This is a genomic window from Chryseobacterium potabilaquae, assembly GCF_902728265.1.
Taxonomy (GTDB): domain Bacteria; phylum Bacteroidota; class Bacteroidia; order Flavobacteriales; family Weeksellaceae; genus Chryseobacterium; species Chryseobacterium potabilaquae.
This window is the reverse complement of the sequence record NZ_CACVBR010000077.1, coordinates 1-6,183: the sequence shown is the minus strand read 5'-3', so window position 1 is coordinate 6,183 and position 6,183 is coordinate 1. Positions and strand designations below refer to the sequence as shown.

Annotated in this window: 4 protein-coding genes; all 4 read right to left on the bottom strand. The window is 31.6% G+C overall.

Translation table 11 applies throughout. The annotated features are described in order from the left end of the window. Positions 1 to 119: 119 nt before the first annotated feature. Positions 120 to 2,015, bottom strand: a complete 1,896-nt coding sequence (gene htpG, locus CHRY9293_RS18030) for a molecular chaperone HtpG (protein ID WP_162034249.1) — start codon at positions 2,013 to 2,015, stop codon at positions 120 to 122. Positions 2,016 to 2,218: 203 nt separating this feature from the next. After that, the gene (gene recA, locus CHRY9293_RS18025; protein WP_122548410.1) at positions 2,219 to 3,220 is read right to left on the bottom strand and encodes a recombinase RecA; all 1,002 of its coding nucleotides are present in this window, start codon (positions 3,218 to 3,220) and stop codon (positions 2,219 to 2,221) included. Between the two features lie 215 nt (positions 3,221 to 3,435). Continuing rightward, the gene (locus CHRY9293_RS18020; protein ID WP_162034248.1) at positions 3,436 to 4,632 is read right to left on the bottom strand and encodes an oxygenase MpaB family protein; all 1,197 of its coding nucleotides are present in this window, start codon (positions 4,630 to 4,632) and stop codon (positions 3,436 to 3,438) included. Between the two features lie 120 nt (positions 4,633 to 4,752). Beyond that, entirely contained in the window at positions 4,753 to 5,529 is a 777-nt protein-coding gene (locus CHRY9293_RS18015) for a response regulator transcription factor (RefSeq protein WP_162034247.1), read from the bottom strand. Positions 5,530 to 6,183 lie beyond the last annotated feature (654 nt).

Below are 6,183 nucleotides of genomic sequence, written 5' to 3'. Positions count from 1 at the left end.
AACAAGATTGTGTAAAAATAAAAACCTATAAAAACAAAGATATTTGTCGGACTAGCCCGACAAATATCTCATAAAATATTAGTATTTTTAACCTAATAATCTGTAACGCTTATTTAGGACTAGTCATTTTCTAGTTGCTTATAGCTTTTTTGGATAAAATCAGTAAGTTCTTTTCCTTTTAATAAGTTTTGAGAAAGTTTGGCAAGATCTAAAGCATATTTTATTAAGCCTTCTTTTTCTTCAAGATTTTCTGTCTTTAAAACCTGGTTAGCAAAGTCACTGTTAGAATTTACAACCAAATTATACATTTGAGGAAATCCTCCCATTCCAAACATACCGCCTCCACCGTTCGATTGCATATCTTTCATTCTTCGCATAAACTCAGGTTGAGTAATAGTAAATGGAGCATCATTGCTGTCTAAATCCTCAAGCTGAACAGAGAATTTTGTATCCTTGATAGCTTCTTCTACATTTTTTTTCAGTGATTCTTTTTCAGTATCATTTAATTTAGAAATGATAGGCTCATCTTTTTTGATCAAATTATTAATATGATCAGCATCTACTCTTACGAATGAGATTTTCTCTTTTGATGATTCCAACTTTTGGATAACATGAGGGATAATAGGAGAATCTAAAAGAAGAACTTCATATCCTTTATCTTTTGCAGACTGTATATAGCTATGTTGCTCATCTACATGTGAAGTATAAAGAATAACCAATTTACCATCTTTATCGGTTTGTAATGGTTTTAGTTTTTCTTCTAATTCATTCCATAAGAAATATTTACCATCAGTTGTAGGATATAATGTGAATTTATCTGCTTTTTCAGCAAATTTTTCTTCAGTAATAATTCCGTATTCGATAACAACTTTGATATCATTCCATTTTTTCTCATAATCTTCACGGTTTTCATTGATCAAAGATCCCATTTTATCCGCTACTTTCTTTGTGATATAGGACGAAATCTTTTTCACAGCACCATCCGCTTGCAGATAAGAACGAGAAACATTTAATGGAATATCTGGAGAATCAATAACTCCTCGAAGAAGCATTAAGAAATCTGGTACGATCCCTTTTACCTCATCTGTTACGAATACTTGGTTTTGATACAATTGAATTTTATCCTTTTCAATATTTAACCCATTGTTTAGCTTAGGAAAAAATAAAACTCCGGTAAGATTAAAAGGGTAATCAACATTTAAGTGAATGTGGAATAAAGGTTCTTCAAACTGCATCGGATACAATTCGTGATAGAACTTCATATAATCCTCATTGGCTAATTCACTTGGAGCAATTGTCCATGCTGGAGTTGGATTATTGATGATATGATCAACTTCTTCCGTTTCTGCAACTGCATCTTCAGGAGCATTTTCAGGTAAGGGAAGTGTATGGGTTTTAGTACCAAATTTAATAGGAACAGGCATGAATTTATTATACTTTAATAATAATTCACGAATTTTTTTCTCCTCCAAAAATTCTGTAGAATCTTCAGCAATATGTAAAATAATCTCAGTACCTCTCGTAGTCTTTTCTGTTGTTTCTTCTAAAGTAAACTCTGGGCTACCATCGCAGATCCAACGAACAGCGGGTTCATCTTTGTAAGATTTAGTAATAATCTCAACTTTACTCGCTACCATAAAAGCAGAGTAGAATCCAAGTCCGAAATGTCCAATAATGCCTGAGTCTTTTGCTGAATCTTTGTATTTTTCTAAAAACTCTTCGGCTCCCGAAAAAGCGACTTGGTTGATATACTTTTCAACCTCTTCGCTCGTCATTCCGATTCCTTGGTCGATGATGGTAAGTGTTTTTTCTTCTTTATTAATTTTGACTTCAATCTTGGGAGCTCCATATTCAACTTTTGCTTCTCCAATCCCAGTTAAATGCTTTAATTTTAAAGTAGCGTCAGTTGCATTTGAGATCAATTCTCTTAAGAATATTTCGTGATCGCTGTAAAGAAATTTTTTGATAAGCGGAAAAATATTTTCCACGGATACATTAATATTTCCTTTAGTCATAATATTTCAATTTTATATTTTTCAAATCTTACTCAAAAAAAATACCATATGAGATAAAGTGACAGAATGACACATATGTCGTGTGTTGAAAATGAGTCATAAACTTAATTATTTCATGATATATGCTACCTTTTAGGATTATAATGATCATAAAAAAACAGCCTTGATAAGAGGCTGTCATAATGAGGTAAAATTGAAATAATTTATTTATTTTTCAATTCTTCTTTTATTTTGTTTTCCAGTTCTTCTGCAAGTTCTGGGTTATCTTTTAAAACGTCTTTTACTGCATCACGTCCTTGTCCAAGTTTGGTTTCTTCATAGCTAAACCATGAACCACTTTTCTTAACAACTCCAAGCTCTACTGCCTGGTCAAGAATTTCTCCGGTTTTAGAAACTCCCTCACCGTACATAATATCAAATTCAGCTTGTTTAAAAGGGGGGGCTACTTTATTTTTAACAATTTTTACCTTTACGCGGCTTCCTATAGCTTCATCACCTTGTTTGATGGGTGCACTTGCTTTCCTAATATCTACTCTCACAGATGCATAGAATTTCAATGCATTACCACCCGTAGTTGTTTCAGGGTTTCCAAACATAACCCCAATTTTCTCTCTTAGTTGGTTAATGAAAATAACAGTACATTTTGTTCTTGAAATAGTTGCTGTTAATTTTCTCAATGCTTGAGACATTAATCTTGCATGAAGCCCCATTTTGGAATCACCCATTTCCCCTTCAATTTCAGCTTTTGGTGTAAGAGCAGCTACAGAGTCAATTACCACAATATCAATAGCTCCAGAGCGGATCAAGTTATCTGCAATCTCTAAAGCTTGCTCACCATTATCTGGCTGAGATATAATAAGATTTTCTAAATCGATTCCTAGTTTTGCAGCGTAAGTTCTATCGAAAGCATGTTCAGCATCAATAAAAGCTGCGATACCTCCTGCTTTTTGAGCTTCTGCGATGGCATGTAGTGTTAAAGTTGTTTTACCAGAAGATTCAGGGCCATAAATTTCAATGATTCTTCCTCTTGGATAACCTCCCACTCCTAAAGCAATATCTAATCCTAAAGATCCGGAAGAAATAACCTCGATGGTATTGTCAACGGAATTGTCTCCGAGTGTCATTACCGTCCCCTTTCCATATGTTTTATCTAGTTTGTCAAGCACTAAAGCGAGTGCTTTTTTCTTATCATCAATATTACTCATCTTAAATTTAAATAATTTCTCAAAAATACAGAAATTTCATTTTAAAAACTAATATTATTTATTTTCAGGATCTGTTTTTTAATGGTAAAAAAATATCCTTTCAGAATCTTATATGATTCATAATTAATTGGATGTGAGAATTAATAATCCTGAATAGGGGATGGTGAAGAAATATTTTTGTTATACCGTGTTTTAATGTTTTAAAATTTAAAAACCTAATGGAAGTTGGAGTTTTTTGTGATTTTTAAATAGTCTTCCAATACTTTTAATTGGTCTTTATTGCCTTTTTTTATTCTCCTTTTACGGCTTATGAGTTTATCATAAATTCTATTGAAAAATCTTTTGAAAAATGGAAATATTCTTTTACCGGGAATGTCCGGGATTTGAAGTCTTTGACAAGTCGTATCATCTAATAAAAACCAGGTACAAGAAATATGTAAATTGCGTAGTAATTTTCGTTGAAATTTGAATTTTAGGATAGGATTTTCTATAGATTCATTGAGTAAAGAGTGGGCAAGGAGAATAGAATCCCTATCTGAAGGGGGTTGAATAGAAGTCCATAAATAGAAATATTCAGTAGCCTGTTTTTTGTCATTAGGCAAAAGATGTTCAGGAATACCTAATAAGTAACCAATATATTTCCATAAATGAAAAATTCCTTTTTCTTCATCAATAGAAACAGTATTTCCCAATTTATGAAGACTATGTAGAAAAACAAGACTAAAACCAATGTAGGTGGCCATCATATCCCACGAATTAATAGGTTCTCCCCAATCTTCAGTATTCCATTTTTTATAATGTTTTTTAATAGAGAGTCTGGCATAGGAATGAATAAGTCTCGTCTTTATGGCAAATTCGTAGCCTTTTGCATGAACTTCCATTGCATCATATCGTGTTACATTTACCCAAAAATCTAGTGTTTCCGAGAGACGTTTTACGGCACCTTTCTTAAGGGCTTCTGTAGCAATAAGAGGCTTATTAAGGTATGCATAATCATATCCGCCCATCAAACAATAATCTCTTAAGGAAATGAGAGAATCCAGATTGCTACGCATGCATAATTCCGCACCACTTTTTAAAAGTGTATTATCAAGCCAGTGGGGGATTTGTTGAGTTTGAAGAAAAAGTTTTTTTATGCTTTCATGAATCTGATCATTTTCTGAAACCCCATTTTTAATATACTGTTCTATTTCTCGTGAAGCATCTTGGAATTTTTTAGTCAAATAAACATCCTTTACTACTTGATCTGAAATCTCATCCACATGATAGTAATAAGGCACAAATTTTTCGAAATCTTTGAAGCTTATTTCTGCACCGGAAAAATCAATAAGTAATTTTCCATTGCCTTTTGTCCAAAAATCTTTGAAATGGGCTGAGTTTTTATATCGAGGTTGTAAAACTTTATTGTTCATCTGTCTATAAAAATACAAGTTTTGCGCCGATTTTGTTTTGTGAGATTTATCAGTAGGTTATCTAAGAAAATATAAATTAGTTTGTTTTTAATGTGAAAGTTTTGTTTATTGATTTTCCTTTTAAATCAGTCCATTTTTAAATGCTTTTTTTACTAACTCTTTACTATTTCTAGAATTGGTTTTCGCTAAAATATTTTTACGATGCGTACGTACGGTATGTTCGGATAAAATAAGTATCTGTGCGATTTCTGTAGCAGAATACCCTTTAGCTATAAAAGCTAAGATTTCAGATTCTCTTTTGGTGAGATTATTGTCGATGCAGTCTTCTCTATTTAGGTTTTTTAAATTTATTTGATAGAAATCATTTCTTGGGCTGATTCCTGAAATAAGAACTGTATATGGATTTTCTTTGGTAATGTGATTAATATTAGTATGAATATTAATAGACTGTACTAAGCTTTTGTCTTCACCTTCCATGGTTACCATAGCTTGATGATGAAATAGTTCATAATTGCCTTTAGCTGTTCTCATTCTAAAGCAATAGCTCGACTTTAAGTAAAGCTGATGTTCAATTCCAATCTCGGCCATTTTTTTGATAACGACTTCTTCGGCTCTTATGATGAATTCAATATCATCGGGGTGAGCTAAATCAAAAATATCGGTTAGGTTTTGTGGTGGCTTTTTTAATCCGTGCAGTTTTAAAATATTTTCATGATGATGAGAAAGGGTACTGTTTGTAATATTTAAAACATAATAATAAAATTCTCCTATGGCAAACATTTCGCCAATTATTCTTTCAATAGGAGGTTTATTTAATATTTCTGTACCCTCTTTTCTGGATGAGGGATAAGTATTCCAGATCTCAATGAGAGGATGTTTTTTTTCTATATTGCCCATAAAGTAAGTTTGTTTTTAAAAGTAAATAAAAGTCCCATAAAATACCACAAAAGTGCGATTTTTTTACGTGGAAAAAAAGCTAAAATTTGCGTTGGTAATAATGCGATAAACCGACTTAAAAAAAAATACTTTTAAAGATAGATTATTTTTCTATGTACTATTTTTAATCCAAAGAATTTTACCATAAAATACAAGTTTATTAGAAATAATATGTTTTTGTTTCTCTTTAATGAGAGTCGTACATCGCACCCAAAAAGAGTATTAAAATTGTAATAAAAATAGTTTAGCGTTTTCTTTTATTTAGCTGTTTGAAAATAATAAACTAAAAACCCCTCACTTTCGAGGGGTTTCTTTATATATTCTTGATGTAAAATAAATAGAGAATTATTGGCTGTAGAAATAGTAAAAATGATAGATGTTGTTAATGAAGTTCTAAATGAGTACTTTTCTTAGTTATTTACGGTAAAAATAGAATATGCTAAGTAAAGCAGTGTATAAGTATGTATCTGAGGTGAGATTAAAAAAATAGAAGCCGTCTCATTTTCCCTGGGGCGGTTTTTATTTATAAACTACACATATTATTTTTTAGGATTATTTTTTTGATTAGAAGTGTATTTTTATGCCACTTTCTTTCTTAAGTTGTGTGCTAAAGCA